The sequence below is a fragment of the Streptomyces yunnanensis genome (assembly GCF_029011865.1).
GTDB lineage: Bacteria > Actinomycetota > Actinomycetes > Streptomycetales > Streptomycetaceae > Streptomyces > Streptomyces yunnanensis.
Genome location: NZ_CP095749.1, coordinates 4,679,443 through 4,700,159, shown reverse-complemented (window position 1 = coordinate 4,700,159; position 20,717 = coordinate 4,679,443). Strand labels below are relative to the sequence as shown.

Below are 20,717 nucleotides of genomic sequence, written 5' to 3'. Positions count from 1 at the left end.
AGGAGATTCACAGAAACCGGCAAGGGAGCTTTCAGAGGACCAGGTCAGGCTGCCTGCCATGACCGTGACTTCGTCGACGTCCTCAGCTGTGAACCGTGCGCCGGCCTCGGGCCCGTCCTCCAGGGGGGCGACCGGTGGGGCGTCCGGCAGGGCACCCGGCCAGGGGCCGGGCAAACAGCCGGAGTTGTCGCGGGCCGACGGCAGTCCCGTGCGGGTGCTGGTCGTGGATGACGAGTCCGCGCTCGCGGACCTGCTGTCGCTGGCGTTGCGTTACGAGGGGTGGGACATCCGGGCGGAGGGCGACGGCGCGGGCGCGCTGCGCTGCGCCAGGAGCTGGCGGCCGGACGCGGTGGTGCTCGATGTGATGCTGCCGGACATGGACGGGCTGACCGTCCTGGGCCGGCTGCGGAACGAGCTGCCGGACGTGCCGGTGCTGTTCCTGACCGCCAAGGACGCGGTCGAGGACCGGATCGCCGGGCTGACGGCGGGCGGCGACGACTATGTCACCAAGCCGTTCAGCCTGGAGGAGGTGGTGGCCCGGCTGCGCGGGTTGCTGCGGCGGGCGGGCGCGGCCGCGGTGCGCAGCGAGTCGCTGCTGACCGTGGGCGATCTGGTGCTGGACGAGGACAGCCACGAGGTGTGGCGGGACGGCCAGGACATCCATCTGACCGCCACGGAGTTCGAGCTGCTGCGGTACCTGATGCGGAATCCGCGGCGGGTGCTGAGCAAGACGCAGATCCTGGACCGGGTGTGGAGCTATGACTTCGGGGGGCAGGCCAATGTCGTCGAACTGTATATCTCGTACCTGAGGCGGAAGATCGACGTCGGGCGGCAGCCGATGATCCACACCCGGCGGGGTGCGGGCTATCTGATCAAGCCGGCCGGGTAGCGGGTCGTGGCGTCTTCCGCGTCCGTGGCGGGTGCCGGCGGGTCGGTGACGGGTGCCGGCGGCGACCGTGCGGCCACCGAGGGTGGCGCGGAGGCCGCCGGGGCCGGGGCCGTCGGGCGGGCGCGGCGGCGCTGGACGCTGCGCACCCGGCTCGTGGTGTCGGCGGTGGCGCTGATCGCCGTCGTGGCAGCGGTGATCAGCACGGTCACCGCGATCGCGCTGCATTCGTATCTCCAGGGGCAGTTGGACCACCGGCTGGTCGACGGCATAGGGCGGGCGGTGGGGCCGTGGCCGCACGACCCGATGCGGGACAGCGGGCTGGAGTTCGTCGCCATGCCCGGCCAGCCTCCCGGGACGGTGGGGGCGCGGATCGCTCCGGACGGCAGGCTCGATTCCGGTGCGCGGCTGAACCGCCTGAAGAGCCGGGTGCCGTCCGAGCGGCTGACCTCGTTGACCGCGGAGCAGCTCGCGGCGCTGGCCGCGGTGTCCCGGGACGGCGAGGCGCACAGCGCGGACCTGCCCGGGCTCGGCTCGTACCGGGTGCGGTACGCCAAGGACGGCGCGCTGGTGCTGGGGATGCCGCAGAACGAGGTGGACGACACGGTCGGCCGGCTGGTGCTCATCGAGTGCTGTGTGACGCTGGCCGGGCTGGTGGCGGCCGGGATCGCGGGCTCGGCCATGGTCGAGATCGCGCTGCGCCCGCTGCGGCGGGTCGCCGCGACCGCGACCCGGGTCTCCGAACTCCCGCTCCACCAGGGCGAGGTGGCGCTGCACGTGCGCGTCCCGGCGGCCGAGGCCGACGCCCGTACGGAGGTGGGGCAGGTCGGGGCGGCGCTCAACCGGATGCTGGGGCACGTCGGCTCGGCGCTCTCGGCGCGGCAGGAGAGCGAGACGCGGGTGCGGCGCTTCGTCGCCGACGCCAGTCACGAGCTGCGCACCCCGTTGGCGTCGATACGGGGCTATGCCGAGCTGACCCGGCGCGGGACGGAGCGGCCCGGGCCGGAGACCCGGCACGCGCTGGGGCGGATCGAGTCCGAGGCGGAGCGGATGACCGGTCTGGTGGAGGACCTGCTGCTGCTCGCCCGGCTCGACTCCGGGCGCCCGCTCTCCCACGCCACGGTCGACCTCTCGCCGCTGGTGGTGGACGCGGTGAGCGACGCGCGGGCGGCCGGGCCCGGGCACCGCTGGCGCCTGGAACTGCCGGACGCGGACGCGCCCGCGCTGGTCCGCGGGGACGCCGACCGGCTGCACCAGGTCCTGGTCAACCTGCTGGCCAACGCGCGGACGCACACGCCACAGGGGACGACGGTGACGGCCCGGGTCCGGGCGGTGCGGCGGGCGCGCGGTGGCGGCCCGGGGGCCGTGCCCGGTGGCGGCACGGGCGACGCGGTCCTGCTGGAGGTCCAGGACGACGGTCCGGGCATCCCGGCCGCGCTGCTGCCGCACGTCTTCGAACGGTTCGCGCGGGGCGACGCGTCCCGTTCACGGGCCGCGGGGAGCGGGGGCAGTACGGGGCTGGGGCTGGCCATCGTGGAGGCGGTGGTGGCCGCGCACGGCGGGACGGTCGCGGTGGCGAGCGGGCCGGGGCGGACGGTGTTCACGGTGACGCTGCCGGAGGCGGGGCGCCGGTAGCCGGGGCGGGCACGGGGGCCGGGTCCGTCCGCCCGTAGCGGCTCACAGGCGGCCCACAGCTTCACCACACGGCCGTGACAGGCCGGTTGGCGAACGTCGTGGGCATGACGACGCCTCCGCCGACCCCGACCTCGACGCCGCTGGGTTCCCTGCCACCACGTGAGCATCTGCGCCTCGGCCAGATCGAGACCGTCCTCGATGTCGTGATCCCCGTCTACAACGAGGAGAAGGACCTGGAGTCCTGTGTGCGTCGGCTGCACGACCACCTGACCCGCACCTTCCCCTACGGGTTCCGGATCACCATCGCGGACAACGCGAGCACCGACGACACGCCCCGGATCGCCGCCCGGCTGGACGACGGGATGGACCATGTCACCGCCGTGCGGCTGGAGCAGAAGGGGCGCGGGCGGGCGCTGCGCACGGTGTGGTCGCTGTCCGAGGCGCCGGTGCTGGCCTATATGGACGTCGATCTGTCCACCGACCTCAACGCGCTGCTGCCGCTGGTGGCGCCCCTGATCTCCGGGCATTCGGACCTGGCGATCGGGTCCCGGCTCAGCCGGAGCGCCCGGGTGGTCCGCGGGCCCAAGCGCGAGTTCATCTCCCGCAGCTACAACCTCATCCTGCGGGGCTCGCTCGCCGCGCGCTTCTCCGACGCGCAGTGCGGCTTCAAGGCGATCCGCGGCGATGTCGCGAGCCGGTTGCTGCCGCTGATCGAGGACACCGGCTGGTTCTTCGACACCGAGATGCTGGTGCTGGCCGAGCGCGCCGGACTGCGCATCCACGAGGTGCCGGTGGACTGGGTGGACGACCCCGACAGCACCGTGCACCTGGTGCGGACCGCGACCGACGACCTCAAGGGCGTCTGGCGGGTGGGGCGGGCGCTGGCGACCGGCGCGCTGCCGCTGGACCGGCTCGCCCGGCCGTTCGGCGAGGATCCCCGGGACCGGCAGCTCTCCGGGGTGCCGGGCGGGCTGGCCCGGCAGGTCGTCGGGTTCGCCGTCGTCGGGGCGCTCAGCACGCTGCTCTACCTCGGCCTCTACTCCCTGTGCCGGCTGGGCGTCGGCCCCCAGGCGTCCAACGCCGCGGCCCTGTTGGTGTCGGCCCTGGCCAATACGGCCGCGAACCGGCGGCTGACCTTCGGGGTGCGGGGGCGGGAGCGGGCGGTCCGCCATCAGGCGCAGGGCCTGGTGGTCTTCGCCATCGGACTGGCGCTGACCAGCGGTTCGCTGGCGGCCCTCGACACCGCCACCGTCAGCCCCTCGCACGCCAGCGAGCTGACGGTGCTGGTGGCCGCCAACCTCGCGGCCACGGTGCTGCGCTTCCTGCTCTTCCGCGCCTGGGTGTTCCCGGAGCGCGAGCGGCGGGCGGCGGAGGACCCCGAGGCGACCGAGGCGCGCGGCGCGGAAGACCCGCAGGCCCGGCAGGCGCCGCATGACCCGCAAGACCCGCAAGACCCGTACGACCGGAACGACTTCAGCAGGAGCGCTCGATGAGCCCCCGTCCCTCCCCTCCGCCCCGCCCGTCCCGTCCGTCCCGCCCAGGCTCTGCGCAACAGGGCGACACTCCGCAGGCCCCCACAGATCAGGAGCAGTCGATGGCCCCGGAGAGGGCGGCGCACCACGCGCCGGACGGTGGTTCGCAGGCCGGCACGTCGGCCGGCCCGCAGACCGTCCCCGGAGAGTCCCCGGCGCGGCCCGGTCTCGTCCGGCGGATCGTGCGGGGGCGGCCGGCGGACCCGCGCTGGGCCCGGCCGGCGCTGCTGGCGCTGCTGGCGGTCACGGCGGCGCTCTACGTGTGGGACCTCTCGGCGTCCAAGTACGCCAACCAGTTCTACTCGGCCGCCGTCCAGGCGGGCAGCGTCAGTTGGAAGGCGTTCTTCTTCGGTTCCTCGGACGCGGCCAACGCCATCACCGTGGACAAGCCGCCGGCCTCGCTCTGGCCGATGGAGCTCTCGGTACGGCTCTTCGGGCTGAACTCGTGGGCGATCCTGGTGCCCGAGGCGCTGATGGGCGTCACCACGGTCGGCGTGCTGTACGCGACCGTGCGGCGCCGGTTCGGGGCGGCGGCGGGACTGCTGTCGGCCGGGGCGCTGGCGCTCACGCCGGTCGCCGCGCTGATGTTCCGCTTCAACAACCCCGACGCGATGCTGTGCCTGCTGATGGTCTGCGCGGTCGCCTGTGTGCTGCGCGCGCTGGAGGCGGGTCGGACGAAGTGGCTGGTGCTGGCCGGCGTCTGCTTCGGGCTGGGCTTCCTCACCAAGACCCTCCAGGCGTGGCTGATCCTGCCGGCGCTGGCGGTGGTCTACGCGTGCTGTGCGCCGGTCGCGGTGCGCAAGCGGCTGGGGCAGCTGCTGCTGGCCGGGGCGGCGCTCGTGGTCAGCGGCGGTTGGTGGGTGGCGATCGTCGAACTGCTGCCGGCGTCGGCGCGCCCCTATGTGGGCGGTTCGCAGACCAACAGCTTCCTGGAGCTGACCTTCGGCTACAACGGCCTGGGGCGGATCGACGGCAACGAGCGGGGCAGTGTCGGCGGTGGCCACGGCGGGGCCGGCGGCCGGGGCGGTGGCTGGGGCGAGACCGGCATCACCCGGCTGTTCTCCTCCGACATGGGCGGCCAGATCTCCTGGCTGCTGCCCGCCGCACTGATCCTGCTGGTGGTGGCGGTGTGCGTGCTGTGGCGGGCGCGGCGCGCGGTCGCCGCCGAACAGGCGGCCCAGCGGGCGGGGTTCCTGGTCTGGGGCGGCGCGCTGCTGATGACCTTCACGATCTTCAGCTTCATGTCCGGGATCTTCCACCAGTACTACAACATCGCGCTGTCCCCGTACATCGCGGCGCTGGTCGGCATGGGTTCGGTGCTGGTGTGGCGGCGCGGCGGGTGGGTGGCGCGGAGCGTGCTGGCCGGGGTCGCCGCGGTGACGGCGACCTGGTCGTACGTCCTGCTGGACCGGTCGCCGCAGTGGCTGCCGTGGCTGCGCTGGACGGTGCTGGTGCTCGGACTGCTGGCGGCGCTGGGACTTCTGCTGTCGGCGGGGGCGGACGCGCGGGTGCGGCGGCGCGCCGGGGTCGTGGCCGGCGTCGCGGCCGGGCTCGGGGTGGCGACGGCGCTGGCCGGGCCCCTCGCGTACACCCTGGACACCATCAACACCCCCAAGGGCGGCTCGATCATCACCGCCGGCCCGGCGGTCCAGGGCGGCCGGGGCTTCGGCGGCGGCCCGGGCCGGATGTTCGGGCGGGGCGGCGGCAAGGGCGCCGTGCCGGGCGGCACCACCGGCGGGCGGGGCTCCGCGGGCCGGGGCTTCCCGGGCGGTCAGGGCTTCCCCGGGGGCCAGGGCTTCCCCGGCGCCGGGCGGATGGGCGGCTGGCCCGGCCAGCCGGGTGGCGGCGGCGAGCGCGCCGGCCGGATGCGCGGCGCCGGCGGCATGGGCGGTCTGCTCGACGGCGCCTCGGTGAGCGACCGGGCCAAGCGCCTGGTGGAGCGGAACGCCGACCACTACACCTGGGCCGCCGCGGCGATCGGTTCGCAGAGCGCCGCGAGCTACCAACTGGCCACCCAGAAGCCGGTGATGGCGATCGGCGGCTTCAACGGGAGCGACCCGTCGCCGACCCTCGCCCAGTTCCAGCGCTATGTGGCGGAGGGGAAGATCCACTACTTCATCGCCGGCGGGCGGGACGGCTTCCCCGCCGGCCGCACCGACCGGGGCGGCGCCGGCGGCAAGCAGACGGGTGGTCAGCAGGCGGGCGGCAAGCAGGCGGGCGGCAAGCAGGCCGGCGGTTTCGGCGGCGGTCCGGGGGAGCGGGGCATCTCGTCCCAGATCAGCGCCTGGATCGAGAAGACCTTCAAGAAGGTCACCGTCGGCGATGCCACCTTCTACGACCTGACCCAGCGAAAGGCGTCCTGACGCGGCGTAGGACATGGCCCCGAAAAAGGAAATGTACGGCGTATAAGAATCCCTGTACGGTGTAAGCCTCCGCTCGCACCGTACAGGGAGCTCGTATGCCCGCCGTGGCCCCCGACGCCATCGCCCCCACCCTCCAACCGCCGGGTCGGCACGCCACCCGCTGGCTGATCCTGGCCGTCATCTGCATCGCCCAGCTCACCGTCGTCCTCGACAACACCGTGCTCAACGTGGCCGTCCCGTCCCTCACCGAGGAACTGGGCGCGACCACCGCCGACGTCCAGTGGATGATCAACGCCTATTCGCTGGTCCAGTCCGGCCTGCTGCTGATCGCCGGCAACTCCGCCGACCGCTACGGCCGCAAGAAGATGTTGGCCATCGGCCTGGCGCTGTTCGGCATCGCGTCGCTCGTGGCCGCCCTCGCCCATTCGCCGGGCCAACTGATCGGCGCCCGCGCCGGCATGGGCATCGGCGGCGCGCTGCTGATGACCACCACCCTCGCCGTCGTGATGCAGATCTTCGACGACGCGGAGCGCCCCAAGGCCATCGGCATCTGGAGCTCGGTGAACTCCCTGGGCTTCGCCGCCGGGCCGCTGATCGGCGGTACGCTGCTCGACCACTTCTGGTGGGGTTCGCTGTTCCTGGTCAACATCCCGGTCGCGGTGATAGCGCTGGTGGCCGTCCTCGCCCTCGTGCCCGAGTCCAAGAGCCGAGGCGGCGAGCGACCGGACGTGCTCGGCGCCCTGCTGTCGATGGTCGGCATGGTCGGGGTGGTCTTCGCGATCATCTCCGGCCCGGTGACCGGCTGGCTGTCGGGCCAGGTGCTGATCTCGGCCGCCGTCGGCATCGCCGGCCTGGCGCTCTTCGCCTTCTGGGAGCTGCGCATCCCGCACCCCATGCTGGACATGCACTTCTTCCGCAACCGCCGGTTCATCGGCGCGGTCTCCGGCGGCATCCTCGTGGCCTTCGGGATGGGCGGCTCGATGTTCCTGCTCACCCAGCACATCCAACTGGTGCTCGGCTACGGCCCGTTGGACGCCGGTCTGCGGATGGCGCCGCTCGCGCTCACCGTCGTGCTGATCAACTTCACCGGCCTGAGTGCCCGTCTGCTGCCGCGCTTCGGCACCCCCGGCATGATCGTCTCCGGGATGACCCTGCTGGCGGGCGGCCTGACGGCGATATCGCTGCTCGGCGGCCGGAGCTACGGCGGCATGCTGTTCGGCCTGATCGTCATGGGGATCGGCGTGGCGATCGCGATGCCCACGATGGCCAACGCCATCATGTCCGCGATCCCGCCCGCCAAGGCCGGCGTCGGCGCCGGCGTCAACGGCACCCTGATGGAATTCGGCCAGGGCCTGGGCGTCGCGGTGCTCGGCGCGGTCCTCAACTCCCGCTTCGCGGCGCTGCTTCCGCTGGCCGCCGCGGGCGCCGGCTCGCTCTCCGCGGCCCTCGCCCGTACGCACTCGGCGGCGGAGCGCACCGCCGTCCACGACGCCTTCGCGTCCGGCATCGGCACCAGCCAGCTGGTCGGTGCGACGGCGGTCTTCCTCGGCGGGCTGCTCGCCGCGGTCCTGCTGCGCCGGGCGGAACGCGTCGGGAGCGCGGCCGACGGTACCCCGGCGGCGCCCACCGGCCACGATCCGGCCACCGGCGCGGCGGAATAGCATCGGTTCCGGACGGGACGCCATCGCCCGTCCCGTCCGGACCGACCTCCGGACCGACCGCCGTCCCGGCGGCTCGGGCCGGCGGTCCCGCGGAACCGCACTCCCCGCAAGACCCAAGGAAGGGCGCCATGGCAGCAACGACGAACGGGCGCGCCGAGCCGCAACTACCGCACAGCGTCTGGCTGGCCGATCGCCCTCCGCTCAGGAGGAAGGCGGAACAGCCGGCCGGCCTCGGCCTCGACAAGATCGTCGCCAGCACCGTCCGGCTGCTCGACACCGAGGGCCTGACCAAGTTCTCCATGCGCCGCCTCGCCGCCGACCTCGGCGTCACCGCGATGTCCCTCTACTGGTACGTCGACACCAAGAGCGACCTCCTCGAACTCGCCGTGGACGCGGTGGCCGGCGAGATGGCGCTGCCCGACGAGTCCGACCCCGCCGCCGACTGGCGCGACCAGCTGCGTGGCCTGGCCACCACCTACCGCGACGGCCTGCTGCGGCACCCCTGGACGCCCCGCCTGCTCGGCGAGGTCATCAACATCGGCCCGCACGCCACGGCCTTCTCCAACGCCACCCTGCGCGTGATGGCCCGCAGCGGACTGGACCCGGACCACACCTCCGGCGCCCTGGCCTCCGTCTTCAACTTCGTCTACGGCTTCTCCACCATCCGCAGTCTCCACGAGGCCCGCTGCCGCGCCGCCGGCATCAGCATCGACGACTACTTCACCCAGGTCATCGCCGCGATCTCGGACCGCCCCGACTTCGCCGAGACGATGGAACTCTCCACCCGCGCCGGCTACGCCATGAGCGACGCCAGCGCCCTCGACATGCTCAACCGCGACTTCGACTTCGCGATCGACCTGCAGATCGCGGGCATCGACGCGATGCGGGCGCGCCTGGCGCGGGAAGCGGCGCACTGAGCGGCGCCGCCGGCAACGCCGTGGACCCGGACCGTTCGGAAACGGTCCGGGTCCACGGGTTGAGGGTCGCAGTCCGGTTCGTCGGGCGGGCGCCGGACTGCGACGGTCGGTGGGACTACGCGGCGCTGGTCACTTGGTGAAGGCCGCGGTGCCGTTCGGGGTGCCGAGGCCGGTCGGGCCGTCGTAGCCCTTGCCCGCCGTGCAGAGGTACGACGGGGAGCAGGAGCCGTTGGCACCGCTGGTGACGTCGTTCAGCGCGGAGGCGTGGGTGTACGGGTAGGAGGCGGGGGTGTCGCCCGCGGCCGGGGCGCCCGCGAGGGCGTAGACGCCGGCGATGAACGGGGCCGAGGCGCTGGTGCCGCCGTAGACGTTCCAGCCGCTGGCCTGGTAGCTGTCGTAGACCGCGAGGCCGGTGGCCGGGTCGGCGACCGAGGCGACGTCCGCCACGGTGCGCTTGGCGCAGCCGGTGTCCTTCTGCCAGGACGGCTTGGCGTCGTACTGGGAGCAGCCGGAGCCGGCGCCCTCGCCGCCCGCCTTGGTGCCCCAGACCGACTCGCTCCAACCGCGCGTGCTGCTGTCCTTCTTGAGCGAGGTGCCGCCGACCGCGGTGACGTACTGCGAGGCCGCCGGGTACTCGACGCCGTAGCCGCTGTCACCGGAGCTGACGGTGATCGCGACGCCCGGGTGCTTGAAGTACTTCTCGTCCGAGGTGGCGTCGGTGGAGTCCTCGCCGCCGCCGTAGCTGTTCGAGACGAACTTGGCGCCCATGGTGACCGCGCGGTTCACGGCCGCACCCAGGTCGTCCATGTTGGCGCTGTTCGCCTCGACCAGCAGGATGTGGCACTGCGGGCAGGCGGCGCTGACCATGTCGACGTCGAGGGATATCTCACCGGCCCAACCGGCGTCGGCCTTGGGGTACTTGGTGCCGCCGTTCTGGTCCACCTTCTTGAAGCAGCCGTTGGCGGTGGTGCAGTCCGGCAGGCCGTACTGCTTGCGGTAGGTGGCCAGGTCCTTCTCGGCGTTGGGGTCGTCGTAGGCGTCGATGATGGCGACGGTCTGGCCGGAGCCGCCGGTCTTCGGCAGCTTGTAGGCGCCCTGGAGGTCGGCGGGACCGAAGCCGGACGGCGTGATGTGGCGGCCCAGGGCCAGGCTCTGCTTGACGTCCGTACGGGCCACCGCGTTGCAGGCCATGTAGCCGGGCTTGGCCGGCTCCGCGCACAGGCGGTGGGTGGGGACGGCGGTGGAAACGGACGCGGCGGGGGAGGCGTGCGGGGCGGCCGGGGCCGGGGCGGCGCCCGCCGGGACGGCGGCGATCAGACCGCCGATGGCGAGGGTGGCCGCCGAGAGCAGGGCCGGGACGCCGCGGCGCGCCAGCCCTCCGGTGCGGTCCGCCCGTCCACTGTCCGCGGTGTTCTTTCGCAGGGAAGGCAAGGGAGTTACCTCCGTGGGGGGAGAGGGGAAGGGGCCGGTGGCCGGCGTGCTGCCGGCGCCGGGTGGGGGGTGGTGCGGTGGTGCCGGGAGGTGCGGTCCTGCGGGGCGGTGCGGTGCGATGGGGCCGTGGGGTCGCGCGGTCCGGGCGGCAGCGCCGGGTGCGCCTCGCTCCCCGCCATGTCGCGAACATGACAGGTTGCTCCGCGCGGGGCGCGCGTGCCTCCGTGGGGGAGTACGCGCGAGATGGGCGGACGCCCGGCCCCCCCCGTGGGCTCCGTACGGCTCCGGTGGTGCGTTGCGCACGTGCACTCGGTCGGTGCCACCCCGGTCAGTGGTGGCTCACAAGGAAAGTAGTGAACAGACCGTCAAAGGGACACCGGGTTACGGCAAAGCCTTCTTCTGGTCCGCTTCCGGTCCGCCTGCGGTGGCCTTCCGGACACCGGCGCGTTCGTCGCCCGGGCCCGATACCTTCTTGCCTCATGGAGTTGGAAGAAGACGCGGTCGGCAATCTCGTCGCGCTGGGACTGGCCCGTTACGAGGCGCGGGTCTACCTCGCCCTGATCAGACGGGAGTCGTACACCGCCGCCGAGGTCGCCCGCGAGGCGGACGTGCCACGCCAGCGCGTGTACGACGTGCTGGACGCGCTCGTCCGGCGCCGGCTCGCCAACGCGCACCCCGGGCGGGTGGCCACCTACTCGGCCGTCGCCCCCGAACTGGCCGTCGCCCGCCTGGTGGCGCTGCAACGCGAGTCCCTGGAGCGGCTGGAACGCGCCTCCGACACCCTGGCCGCGTCGCTCCAGCCGCTGTGGGCGGACGGGCGCCGGCACAGCGACCCGCTCGACTACGTGGAGATCCTGCGCGATCCGACCGTCATCGCCGAGCGGTTCGCCGACATCCAACGGCAGGCCCGCCGCGAGCTGCTGAGCTTCTGCAAGCCGCCGTTCGTCGCCCCGGCGGAGAACGCCGAGGGCATCGAGGCCGCCCGCCGGCTGCACGGGGCCGGCGGCACGGTCCGCGCCATCTACTCCTCCGGAGCCCTGGAGGACGCCGGCATGCTCGCCAACGTCCGCAGCTTCGCGGCGGCCGGCGAGGAGGCCCGCTTCACCGCGGACCTGCCGCTCAAACTCGTCATCGCGGACGCCTCGTTGGTCCTGTGCGACATGCCCGACCCGGTCGCCGGCGCCGACTCCACCACCGCCCTGGTCATCGAGCACCCGGCCCTCGCGGCGTGCCTGCGGCTGGCCTTCCTGACGGTGTGGGAGACCGCCGCGACCGCACCCGAGCCGCGCGAGGCGCTCCGGTCGTAGGCGGGGGCCCCGGGCGACGGGAGCCCGAAGGCGGCCCCGGCGGCAACAGAAGAAGGGGCGGGCCCGGCGCACGACGGTGCCGGGCCCGCCCCCGCACGCGCACGGACTCGCGTCGGGCCGCCGGTCGGAGGACCGCTCAGGCCATGGGCAGGCTCTCGCCCTGGACGGCCTGGATGTCCAGTTCGACCTTCAGGGTGGTGCCGATGGCCGCGATGCCGGCGGCCACGACCTGGTTGTAGTTCATCTTGAAGTCCTCGCGGCGCAGTTCGGCGGTGGCGCGGAACGCGGCGCGGACGCCGCCCCACGGGTCCGGGCCGGTGCCGAGGTAGCTGAGGTCGAGGTCCACCGGGCGGACCACGCCGTGCAGCGAGAGGTCGCCGTGCACCGTCCAGCGGTCCGGGCCGGCCGGCGCCAGGCCGGTGCTGCGGTAGGTGATCTGCGGGTAGACCTCGACGTTGAGGAAGTCCTCGTTGCGCAGATGGCCGTCGCGCATGCCGTTGCCGGTGTCGATCGACGCGGCCTTGATGACCGCCTCCACGCGGGACTTCTCGACGTCCTCGGCGATGTCGATCCGGCCGCTGAACTCGGTGAACCGGCCGTGCACGCTGGAGATGCCCAGGTGCTGGGCGACCGCGCCCACCGTGGAGTGCATGGGGTCGATGGTCCAGGGGCCGGGCGGCGGGAGCTCCACGCCGCCCTGGCGGGCCAGCACGACGGTGCCGACGTCCATCCGGCCGCTGGCGGTGACGATCGCGCTGGAGGCGACCGGTGCGTAGCCGACGGCGGTCACGATGACCGTGTAGGGGCCGGCGGGCAGCGGCTCCGCGCTGCGGACCGCGCCGTCCTCGTCGGCGTTGGCGCGCAGCACCTGCGCGCCCGTCATGTCGGTGACGGTCAGCACGGCGTGCTGTACCGCCCAGCCGTCCCGCGTGCGGACCTGCGCCCGTACGCCCGCAGCTCCCGCGCCCGTCGAAGTCATGTACGTGCCTCTCCCGTTCAGTGCCGGCACGCGCCCCGTGTGCGGGTACGTGCCGTGCCTGTCCGTGCGTGTGTCCGTGTGAGCGGGTGGTCCGTCGGGCCGCGCGGGCCCGGGTGAGCCCGGTCCGGCCCCGGTGGGTACCGTTCCCCGGCCGGCCGGCCGGTGGAGGTGTCGGGCCCCGGCGGCGGCGCCGCAGGCCGTCCCCTGCCTGTGCGCGGCGCCGCCGCCGGAGCCCCGGGTCCGGCCCGGGGCGCGCCTCCGCTCGATGCGCGCCCCGGTCCGGGGTGTGTCGCCCGGGCCGCCGCGGTCGCGGGGCCCGGGACCGGGGTCAGTCCCCGGGGTGGGCGAGCTGGACGTCGTAGCCGTCCACGCCGCCGGCCTCGATGGCCAGGCCGGAGGCGACCGGCGGGTAGCCGCTCGCGATGACCGTGTAGTCGCCGGCGTCCAGGTCGGTGAAGGCGTACGCGCCGTCCGCACCGGTGGTGGAGGTGGCCACGACGTTGCCCGCCGCGTCGACCAGGGTGACCCGGGCGTCGGCCAGCGGCGCGCGCTGCGCCCCGGCCCGGACCACACCCTGCACCCGGGCGCCGGACAGCAGCTCGATCTCGGTCCGGGTGGTGCCCTGGCCGCCGATCTCGACGGGCTGGGCGGTGGGCCGGTAGTCGGCCGCGTTGACCGCCAGGGTGTAGGTGCCGGGGGCCAGTTCACCGAAGGAGAAGGACCCCTCGGCGGTGGTCTGGCCGGTGGCCAGCACCTCGCCGCGGACGTCGGTGACGACGACCATCGCGCCGCCCACCGGCGCGCCGGTGACCGCGCTGCGGACCTGGCCGGTCAGGCCGCTGGTGCCGCTGAGCAGGATGTCGTAGCCGTAGGGCGCCTCGCCGACGACGACCGTGGACGCCTGCGGCTGGTGGCCGTCGGCCGCCGCGATCAGGACGTAGGAGCCGGCGCCCGGGGCACCGAGCACGTACGAGCCGTTGGCCTGGGCGACCGAGCGGCCCAACTGCCGGCCGCTGAGCGAGATCAGCGTGACGGCGGAGCGGGGCACCGGGTTGCCCTCGGCGTTGCGGACGAAGCCGTGGATCGAGGGCCCGGCCGGGAGGGCGTCGCCGCCGGCCGACGCGTACGCCGCCAGGGGCTGGGCCGCCGGAGCCGGTTGGGCCCAGGAGGGGGTGTGCAGGTCGTCGTCGGACAGGGAGTCGGATATGGAGGGGACGGCACCGACCAGGGCGGGCTCGCGCTCCTCGGCCGCAGCGGCGGGCGCCGGGGCCGGGGCGGACGCGGCGAGCGGGGCCGGTGCCGCGGCGGCCGCGGGGGCCTGGGACGCGTCGCCGTCGCCGTCTCCGGCGAGGGCGCGCTCCGAACCGGACTTGCTGCGCAAGGCGACCTCCTTGATGAACAGGGTGATGATCAGGGCGAGTAGGGCGAACGGAGCCGCGTAGAGGAAGACATCGCCGACGCCGTGCCCGTACGCGTCCTCCATGATCGACCGGATCGGGGCCGGCAGCGCCGACAGGTCGGGAATGCCGTCGCTGCTGCCGCCGCCGTGGCTCGCCGCCGCGGCGGCCTGGGGACCGAGGGCGGTCAGCCCGTCGGTCACGTAGTGCGTGACGCGGTTGCCGAGCGCCGCGCCGAGCGCCGAGACGCCCACCGCGCCACCGAGGGTACGGAAGAAGGTGACCGTCGAGCTGGCGGATCCGATGTCCTGGGGCGCGACCTGGTTCTGGGTCGCCAGGACCAGGTTCTGCATCATCATGCCGAGGCCCAGGCCCATCAGCGCCATGTAGATCGCGGCGTGCCAGTACGGGGTGTCCGTGCGCAGCGTGCCCAGCAGGCCGAGGCCCGCGGTGAGCAGCACACCGCCGCTGACGAGGAAGATCTTCCAGCGCCCGGTGCGGGTGATGATCTGGCCGGAGATCATCGAGGAGAGGAACAGGCCCGTGACCATCGGGATGGTCATGACGCCGGACATCGTCGGGCTCTTGCCCTCGGCCAGCTGGAAGTACTGCGAGAAGAAGACCGTGCCGCTGTACATCGAGATGCCGACGAACAGGGAGGCGACGGTGGCCAGGGTGATCGTCTTGTTGCGGAACAGCCGCAGCGGGATCAGCGGCTCCGCGGCCTTGTTCTCGACGATCACGAAGACGACCGCGAGCACCAGCGCGCCGCCGACCATGGCGAAGGTCTGCCAGGAGATCCAGTCGTAGTTCTTGCCGGCCAGGGTGACCCACACCAGCAGCAGGGTGACCGCGGCGGCGATGAAGAACGAGCCGGCCCAGTCGACCTTGACACCCGCGCGCTTGACGACCGGGAGCTTGAGGGTCTTCTGGAGCACGATCAGCGCGATGACGGCGAACGGCACGCCGACGTAGAAGCACCAGCGCCAGCCGAGCCAGCTGGTGTCGGTGATGACGCCGCCGAGCAGCGGGCCGCCGACGGTCGCGACCGCGAAGGTCGCGCCCAGGTAGCCGCTGTAACGCCCGCGCTCGCGCGGGGAGATCATCGCGGCCATGACGATCTGGGCCAGGGCGGACAGACCGCCCACGCCTATGCCCTGCACCACGCGGCAGGCGATCAGCATGCCGGTGTTCTGCGACAGACCGGCGACCACCGAGCCGCCGACGTAGATGACCAGCGCGATCTGGACGAGCGCCTTCTTGCTGAACAGGTCGGAGAGCTTGCCCCACAACGGTGTGGTCGCGGTCATCGACAGCAGTGCCGCGGTGACGACCCAGGTGTACGCGCTCTGGCCGCCGCCCAGGTCATGGATGATGTGCGGCAGCGCGTTGGAGACGATCGTCGACGACAGGATGGCGACGAACATGCCGAGCAGCAGCCCGGACAGCGCCTCCATGATCTGACGGTGCGTCATGGGGCCGTCATGGGAAGCGCCGTGGCCGCCCCCATGCTTGGCATGCCCGCCCCGCACACCTGCTGGTGAGGTCGTAGCCATGTGGTTCCTTTACTTCCTTTTCATCCTGCTGCGGGGGTACGGGTGGTGGCGGGGGAGTCGTGATGTGCCCGGATGCGGCAGTCGCCGAAGCTCGTGCGGAGCCTGGCGAGCAGCTCGATGAGGTGCCCGACGTCGGTGTCGGTCCAGTCGTCCAAGTACCGGGCGAGCGTCTGGGTGTAGCGCTCGGCGAGCTCCGCCAGGAGCTCCCTGCCGCTCGGGGTCAGCCGCAGCAGCCGCGACCGCTTGTCCACCGGATCGGGCTTGCGCTCGATCCAGCCGCGCTCAGCGACATGGGCGACGTGCCGGCTGGTCACCGACATGTCGATCGCGAGCAGCTCGGCCAGCTGGCTCATCCGCATCTCGCCGTGCCGGTCGAGGAGCGTGAGCACCCCGGCCGACGCCGGCGGGCAGTCCTGGGGCAGCATCCGCCCCATCTCCCGCTTGACGGCCCCGATGGCGCTGAGTTGCCGGGCCAGCTCTTCGTATTGACTTCGAGCGGCCACCGGCTCCTCCACGCCTCTTCACCTGCGCAACCTTCGCGGTTGTTTTGTTGCTTAGGGCAACCATAAGCAAGTTGGTTGCTGAAGGCAAACGATTTGCCGACAGGGGTGGTATGGGACTGGCAAAGTCTGGGTCATGGATAACCCAAGGGGGCTGCTTTGGCGTGTAAAGATGCTGGTCAATGCGGTAAATGAGCGATCCGGCGACGGGTGCGCGACCTTTGTGCCGCCCTGCCCCTCATGCCCGTCCCGCATCTCACGCCATGTACGCGTCAGGCGGCGCGGCGTAGGCTCCTCGTCTGCACTCCGTGACCAGCGGGTATGCGCTCGGTAGGCGCGCCGGCCCGACCGTCTGGGCCCGCGCCCGCGCACGCTCGCGGAGGATACGCGACCCCGGGGTGCCCCCGGGCCCGGGGTTCGCTAGGGTCCTTCACCATGGCGACCAACCCGCAGAACCAGGCCGGGGGCAACTACGACCCGGCGGGCAACACGCAGATGTTCCAAGCCTTCGTCGACGAGGGCGGCACCCCGCAGGGCGCCCGCCGCGCCCCCGCGCCCCAACAGGCGTCGAGCGGCCCGCGCGTCGGCCTGATCGTCGGCGTGATCGTCGCCCTCGTGGTGATCGCCGGCGCCGCCTGGCTGGCCCTGAACTGACGACACGACGGCGCGGGGCCGAACGCCCCGCGCCCGGCGACGAACTCCGGCCTTACGCCGACCAACTCCGGCCGCACGGCGTGAACTCCAGCCGTACGGCGGCGAACTGACGACATGACGGTGCGGCGACGGCCGTGCGCACGGGGCCCGGGAGGCCGCGGCGGACGCGGCGAACCGGGTCCCGCGCCCGGCGCCCCCGCCGTCAGCCCGCCGTGCCGTCGGCCGCCGCCCGCAGGGCCGCGAGGTCCAGTTTCTTCATGCCCAGCATGGCCCGCATGGCGCGGGTCGCGCGGGCCGGGTCGGCGTCCTGGAGGAGGCCGGCCATCGCCTCCGGGACGATCTGCCAGGACAGCCCGTACTTGTCCTTGAGCCAGCCGCAGGGGCCCTCCTGGCCGCCCTCGGAGAGTCGGGCCCAGTAGTGGTCGATCTCCTCCTGGTCGGCGCAGATGACGGCCAGGGAGATCGCCTCGTCGAAGGTGAACTCCGGACCGCCGTTGATCGCGAGGTACTCCTGGCCGTCGAGCTCGAACTCGACGGTCAGCACGGTGCCGGCCGGGCGCGGGCCGGCCTCGGTGTAGTGCGTGATGTTGGTGATCCGCGAGTTCGGGAAGACCGAGCAGTAGAACTCGGCGGCCTCCACGCCCTGGGTGTCGAACCAGAGGTTGGGCGTGATCTTCGGCATGGCGTGCTCCTGGTGTTCGGGCCGGACGGCCGGGCGGTCGTGGTCGGCGGTGACGGCCGGGGGGCCGCTCTTGTGCGTCGACTCTCTGTATCGACCGTCGTGCGGTGCCGGACTCATCGCCATTCGGGTGGGGAATTCCACGGCCGCCGGACCGCCCGCCGCCGCCCCCTCTCCCGAGGCGCCCGGACGGCCGTCCCACGGGCGCCGTCATTGGCCGGAAATCGCCGTTAACTACCGCGCTGTCATTTCCATTTGAAGGTCACGTCCCGGGTGTCCAGGTGCATCCCCCACGGGACCCGCCAGGCGTCCACGCACACCCGCCAGCGGCCGGTCGCCGGCGTGCCGGGGGCGAGCGGGAGCGGGAGGGGGCGGGTGGACTCCAGTGTCGCCCAGTCGATCCCGAGGGCGCCGATGACATGGCTGCCGAAGGTGACCGTGCCGGCGGTGACCGGGCGGTCGCCGGTGTCGAGGAAGGCGATGGTGATCTGCTGGCACCAGCGGACGTCCGTGTCGGCGAGCACCGGCTTGCCCACCACCAGGCCGGACGGGGCGCCGGGACCGGCCGGGATCGTGGGGGAGGGCGGCTGCGGCGCGGGGGAACCGCCGGGCGCGGACGGGGGGTTGGAGCCGGGGGTGCCGCCGTCGCCGTGGCCGGCCGGGGTGCCCGCGGAGGGGCCGGGCGGGGTGGTCGGGGGCGACGTGGTGGGGGCGCCGGTGGGGCTGCCGCCCGTCGGGCCGGGAGAGGGGCCAGGGTCGGCCGGGCCGGGGGAGTTGGGCGGGCCGGGGGAGTTGGGCGGGCCGGAGCGGCCGGAGGGGCCGGAGCCGTCACCGCCGCCGTCCAGGGGCGTCAGCTCGACGCCGCCCGGTGGGGGTGCGGGCTTCGTCGCCGTGGTGCCGTCGGAGGGGCCTGCCGCGCCCACCGCGGCATAGCCGGAACCGGCCGCGTCGGCGCAGCCGGTGAGGAGGACGCCCAGGCAGAGCACGGCCGCCGAGGCGGAGGCAACAGTCGTCGTCCGTCGCATCGGGACAGTGTTGCTGACGAAGCGTCAGGTGTGAAGAGAGGTGCGCGGAGCGCGGGCCGGCACGCGGCCGGGGACGGGGTCACGGCACGGGGCCGGTGGGGCGGGGCGGATCGGTCCGCGGACGTGCGGCGCCGTCCTTCTTGCTGTCCGCCGAGCGACCGGGGAACGGCTGTCCCTCGGCGGACCGTGCCTCAGTCCGAGATCAGCCCTTCCCGGAGCTGCGCCAGCGTGCGGGTGAGCAGTCGGGAGACGTGCATCTGGGAGATGCCGACCTCCTCGCCGATCTGCGACTGCGTCATGTTGGCGAAGAAGCGCAGCATGATGATCTGGCGCTCCCGGGGCGGGAGTTTGGCCAGCAGCGGCTTGAGGGACTCGCGGTACTCCACGCCCTCCAGCGCGGTGTCCTCGTAGCCGAGGCGGTCCGCGAGGGAGCCCTCGCCGCCGTCGTCCTCGGGGGAGGGGGAGTCGAGCGAGGAGGCGGTGTAGGCGTTGCCCACCGCCAGGCCGTCGACGACGTCCTCCTCCGACACCCCCAGGCACAGGGCGAGTTCGGGCACCGTCGGCGAGCGGTCCAGCTTCTGGGAGAGCTCGTCGCTGGCCTTGGTGAGGGCCAGTCGGAGCTCCTGGAGGCGGCGCGGGACGCGCACGGACCAGGACGTGTCGCGGAAGAACCGCTTGATCTCGCCGACCACCGTCGGCATCGCGAACGTCGGGAATTCCACCCCGCGTTCGCAGTCGAAACGGTCGATGGCCTTGATCAGGCCGATGGTGCCGACCTGGACGATGTCCTCCATCGGCTCGTTGCGGCTGCGGAAGCGCGCGGCGGCGTACCGCACGAGCGGGAGGTTCAGTTCGATGAGTGTGTCGCGCACGTACGCGCGCTCGGCGGAGTCCTTGTCGAGCGTGGCGAGCCGCAGGAACAGGGACCGGGAGAGCGAGCGGGTGTTGATGGCGTCGACGTCGTCATGCACGTGTGGTGCCGGCGCGGGAATCGCGGGAAGCACCTTCGAGCTGCCCAGTTCTACGGACATGCCACCCCCTTGAGGTCGCGGACGGGTCGCTGCGGCGTCCCCGGCCCAGGGCGGACCGAGGAGGTATACCTCCACCTGAATACCGGAGGCAGCACCACGGCAAACGCGGTTCCTGCAGAATGTCACATGTCGGCAACGCGCTGTAGCGTCTTGTCGACATATCTGTGCAGGAACGGGTCGCCCGTGCTGGTTAGGCGTCGATCCTGTTTGCGGATCGCAGGCGGGCGAAGCTCCGCGACAGTAGCCGGGAGACGTGCATTTGCGAAACCCCGAGCTCCGCACTGATCTGGGACTGCGTCAGATTGCTGTAGTAACGGAGCAGAAGGATGCGTTGCTCGCGCTCGGGGAGCTGGACGAGGAGGTGCCGTACGAGGTCCCGGTGCTCGACGCCGGCCAGCTCGGGGTCCTCGTAGCCGAGGCGGTCCAGCAGGCCGGGCAGGCCGTCGCCCTCCTGGGCGGCCTCCAAGGATGTGGCGTGATACGAGCGGCCCGCCTCCAGGCAGGCCAGCACCTCGTCCTCGCCGATCTTCAGCCGCTCGGCGATCTCCGCGGTGGTCGGGGAGCGGCCGTGCAGCACGGTGAGGTCCTCGGTGGCGCCGTTGACCTGGACCCACAGCTCGTGGAGGCGGCGCGGGACGTGGACGGTGCGGACGTTGTCCCGGAAGTAGCGCTTGATCTCGCCGACGACGGTGGGCATGGCGAAGGTCGGGAACTGGACCCCGCGCTCCGGGTCGAACCGGTCGATGGCGTTGATCAGGCCGATGGTGCCGACCTGGATCACGTCCTCCATCGGCTCGTTGCGGCTGCGGAAGCGGGCCGCGGCGTAGCGGACCAGCGGGAGGTTGGCCTCGATCAGGGCGGCGCGGACGCGGGTGTGCTCGGGGGTGCCGGGTTCCAGGCCCGCCAGCTCGGCGAAGAGCACCTGCGTCAGCGCCCGGGTGTCCGCGCTACGGCTCTCGCGGGCAGGAGCCTTGGGCGCAGTACGGGCCGTCACGGTCACGCCACCCTTCACAGTGCATTTTTCGCAGCATGTTTCGCGAATCGCATGTATCCGGCAAAAGCGGTCATAGCATCACAAGACATGTCCACTGTGTGCAAGCACCTCATAACGCCGTGTTGAAGAGAGAGTTGGCGGATACCGGGGTCGCGCGCGAGGGGTGCGAC

At 72.9% G+C, this 20,717-nt stretch carries 16 protein-coding genes; 8 read left to right on the top strand and 8 right to left on the bottom strand.

All coding sequences use genetic code 11. The annotated features are described in order from the left end of the window. Nucleotides 1-58 precede the first annotated feature (58 nt). The 6 genes from MOV08_RS20290 (at nt 59) to MOV08_RS20265 (ending at nt 8,994) form a co-directional block, all read left to right on the top strand. Nucleotides 59-889, top strand: coding sequence for a response regulator transcription factor (locus MOV08_RS20290; RefSeq protein ID WP_275298614.1), 831 nt, complete (start codon nt 59-61; stop codon nt 887-889). A gap of 138 nt (nt 890-1,027) precedes the next feature. Then, nucleotides 1,028-2,521 (top strand): sensor histidine kinase, encoded by a 1,494-nt coding sequence (locus tag MOV08_RS20285; RefSeq protein WP_039641215.1) that lies wholly within the window; start codon nt 1,028-1,030, stop codon nt 2,519-2,521. Between the two features lie 104 nt (nt 2,522-2,625). Then, nucleotides 2,626-4,014, top strand: coding sequence for a bifunctional glycosyltransferase family 2/GtrA family protein (locus MOV08_RS20280; RefSeq protein WP_275308428.1), 1,389 nt, complete (start codon nt 2,626-2,628; stop codon nt 4,012-4,014). A 101-nt stretch (nt 4,015-4,115) separates the two neighbouring features. Beyond that, nucleotides 4,116-6,416: a glycosyltransferase family 39 protein gene (locus MOV08_RS20275; RefSeq protein ID WP_275308427.1), complete on the top strand. Its 2,301-nt coding sequence runs from the start codon at nt 4,116-4,118 to the stop codon at nt 6,414-6,416. 95 nt (nt 6,417-6,511) lie between these two features. Next, complete coding sequence (locus MOV08_RS20270; RefSeq protein WP_039634464.1) at nt 6,512-8,077, top strand: MFS transporter; 1,566 nt, start codon at nt 6,512-6,514, stop codon at nt 8,075-8,077. Nucleotides 8,078-8,205: 128 nt separating this feature from the next. Further along, entirely contained in the window at nt 8,206-8,994 is a 789-nt protein-coding gene (locus tag MOV08_RS20265) for a TetR/AcrR family transcriptional regulator (RefSeq protein WP_039634462.1), read from the top strand. Between the two features lie 129 nt (nt 8,995-9,123). On the opposite strand, the gene MOV08_RS20260 is transcribed toward MOV08_RS20265, so the two are convergent. After that, nucleotides 9,124-10,425, bottom strand: coding sequence for a S53 family peptidase (locus MOV08_RS20260; protein WP_275308426.1), 1,302 nt, complete (start codon nt 10,423-10,425; stop codon nt 9,124-9,126). A gap of 479 nt (nt 10,426-10,904) precedes the next feature. Between MOV08_RS20260 and MOV08_RS20255 the strand changes: the two genes are divergently transcribed. Next, the gene (locus MOV08_RS20255) at nt 10,905-11,732 is read left to right on the top strand and encodes a TrmB family transcriptional regulator (RefSeq protein WP_039634460.1); all 828 of its coding nucleotides are present in this window, start codon (nt 10,905-10,907) and stop codon (nt 11,730-11,732) included. Between the two features lie 136 nt (nt 11,733-11,868). On the opposite strand, the gene MOV08_RS20250 is transcribed toward MOV08_RS20255, so the two are convergent. The 3 genes from MOV08_RS20250 to MOV08_RS20240 form a co-directional block, all read right to left on the bottom strand. Beyond that, on the bottom strand, nt 11,869-12,711 hold the full coding sequence (locus tag MOV08_RS20250; RefSeq protein ID WP_102926724.1) for a YceI family protein: 843 nt from the start codon (nt 12,709-12,711) through the stop codon (nt 11,869-11,871). Between the two features lie 328 nt (nt 12,712-13,039). Then, nucleotides 13,040-15,583 (bottom strand): MFS transporter, encoded by a 2,544-nt coding sequence (locus MOV08_RS20245; protein ID WP_476718402.1) that lies wholly within the window; start codon nt 15,581-15,583, stop codon nt 13,040-13,042. A gap of 101 nt (nt 15,584-15,684) precedes the next feature. Further along, a complete protein-coding gene (locus tag MOV08_RS20240; RefSeq protein WP_039641209.1) occupies nt 15,685-16,167 on the bottom strand; it encodes a MarR family winged helix-turn-helix transcriptional regulator in 483 nt (160 codons plus the stop codon). Nucleotides 16,168-16,599: 432 nt separating this feature from the next. Here MOV08_RS20240 and MOV08_RS20235 point away from each other — a divergent pair, with 432 nt between their 5' ends. Beyond that, the gene (locus MOV08_RS20235) at nt 16,600-16,818 is read left to right on the top strand and encodes a hypothetical protein (protein WP_039634453.1); all 219 of its coding nucleotides are present in this window, start codon (nt 16,600-16,602) and stop codon (nt 16,816-16,818) included. Nucleotides 16,819-17,020: 202 nt separating this feature from the next. Here the strand turns inward: MOV08_RS20235 and MOV08_RS20230 are convergent, their stop codons facing one another. The 4 genes from MOV08_RS20230 to MOV08_RS20215 all read right to left on the bottom strand — a co-directional run bounded on the left by MOV08_RS20230 (nt 17,021) and on the right by MOV08_RS20215 (nt 20,553). Next, nucleotides 17,021-17,500, bottom strand: coding sequence for a VOC family protein (locus MOV08_RS20230; RefSeq protein WP_039634451.1), 480 nt, complete (start codon nt 17,498-17,500; stop codon nt 17,021-17,023). A 242-nt stretch (nt 17,501-17,742) separates the two neighbouring features. Further along, entirely contained in the window at nt 17,743-18,522 is a 780-nt protein-coding gene (locus MOV08_RS20225) for a hypothetical protein (RefSeq protein WP_275308424.1), read from the bottom strand. Nucleotides 18,523-18,713: 191 nt separating this feature from the next. Next, nucleotides 18,714-19,553 (bottom strand): RNA polymerase sigma factor SigF, encoded by an 840-nt coding sequence (locus MOV08_RS20220; RefSeq protein WP_039634447.1) that lies wholly within the window; start codon nt 19,551-19,553, stop codon nt 18,714-18,716. A 190-nt stretch (nt 19,554-19,743) separates the two neighbouring features. Then, nucleotides 19,744-20,553, bottom strand: coding sequence for an RNA polymerase sigma factor SigF (locus tag MOV08_RS20215; protein WP_039634445.1), 810 nt, complete (start codon nt 20,551-20,553; stop codon nt 19,744-19,746). Nucleotides 20,554-20,717: the final 164 nt, after the last annotated feature.